The sequence below is a fragment of the uncultured Phenylobacterium sp. genome, assembly GCF_902826855.1.
Lineage (GTDB): Bacteria > Pseudomonadota > Alphaproteobacteria > Caulobacterales > Caulobacteraceae > Phenylobacterium.
The window spans coordinates 1-1,639 of sequence record NZ_CADEGK010000384.1 but is presented as its reverse complement, the minus strand read 5'-3'; the positions used below and the strand labels follow the sequence as shown (position 1 = coordinate 1,639).

Annotated in this window: 1 protein-coding gene; it reads left to right on the top strand. The window is 66.5% G+C overall.

Features of this window, described 5'->3' with window-relative positions; genetic code table 11:
- Nucleotides 1–90 precede the first annotated feature (90 nt).
- A partial coding sequence (locus QZV94_RS25015; protein WP_293683204.1) for a M13 family metallopeptidase occupies nt 91–1,639 on the top strand: 1,549 nt, incomplete at its 3' end.

The following is a 1,639-nucleotide window of genomic DNA, read 5'->3' as shown; positions in this document are numbered from 1 at the left end:
GCATCCGCCGCCATAGGCTTTGCCGAGGCGGATGGCGAAGGTTCCTGCGCAACCTCAGTAGTGGATCAGGCGATGTTCAGGGCGGCGATCGTGGCGGCTTTCGTTGTAGCCCTTGCCGGCGCTGCGCTGGCGCAAGCGCCGGCTCCCACCGCGGCGACCGGCAAGTGGGGCGTGGACCTTTCCGGCCTGTCCAAGTCCGTGCCTCCTGCGGACGACTTCTATCGCTATGTGAACGAGGGCTGGCTGGCGCGTACGCAGATCCCGTCCGGGATGCCGGAGATGAATGTCGGCATCGAGGTCTACCTGAAGACAGAGCAACAGGTTCGTGGCGTCATCGACGGTGCATCCAAGGCCAGCCATCCGGCGGGTTCGCCCGAGCAGCAGATTTCCGACTTCGCGCGGTCGCGCGCCGACGTTGCGCGACTGAACGCCATAGGGACGGCGCCGATCCAGTCCGACCTTGATGTGGTCCGCCGGATCCGCACCCGCGACGACCTGGCCCGGGCGATGGCGCGGCCCTTCCAGTCCGGCCCGATCGGGGCGGCCGTGACGCTCGATCCGGGGAACCCGCGCAGGCATGTCCCGGCCATCGGCCAGGGCGGACTGACGATGCCCGACCGGGACTACTACCTCAGCGACAAGGAGCCTTACGTCGGCCATCGCGCGGCCCTGCGCGCCTATGCCGCCGACCTGTTCCGTCGCGCCGGGATCGACCGGCCCGATGCGCGGGCCTCCGAGGTGCTGGCCGTGGAAATCGAGATCGCCCGCGCTCAGTGGAGCGGTGTCGAGCTCCGCGACAGCGTGAGGATGTACGACCTGAAGACGCTCGACGAGATCGAGCGCTTCGCCCCCGGCTTCGAATGGCGCTCGTTCCTGGGCGAGCAGAAGCTGGACAAGGCCGCTCAGTACAATCTGGTCACCAATACCGCGGTCCAGCGTCTCGCGCGGCTCTACGCCGACACCCCGGTCGAGACCTGGCGCAGCTACATGCTGTTCCACGTTCTGGACACCTGGGCCGACCAGCTATCCGACGATTGGCAGGAGACGTCCTTCGCCTTTCACCAGAAGCGTATCCTGGGCGTGCCCGAGCGCCGGCCTCTGCCCGACCGGGTCGTACAGGACGTCAACGGGGCGATGGCCGAGCAGATCGGTCAGATCTACGCGAAGCAGTACTTCCGACCGGAATCCAAGGCCGAGATCGATCGCATGGTGCGCTACATGCGCGACTCCTACCGCGAGCGCATCAGCCGCCTGGACTGGATGGATGCGGCCACGCGGGCCGAGGCGCTGGGCAAGCTCGACAAGATCGTCAGCTACATCGGCTACCCCGACCGCTGGCATGACCTGAGTTCGATCCGCATTGCCCCCGATGACCTGGTGGGCAACGTGCGACGCATCGCCCTCTGGAAGCTGGCGGACAACCTCGCCCAGTTGAATGAACCCCGGCGCGACTGGGAATGGCCTTATCCGCCGCAAGAGGTGAACGCCGGCTACATGCCGCTGCTCAATTCGATCACCTTTCCGGCCGGAATCCTGCAGGCTCCCTTCTTCGATCCCGCCGCCGATCCGGCCGTGAACTACGGCTCGATCGCCGCAGTGATCGGGCACGAACTCGGCCATGCGTTCGACGATCAGGGCA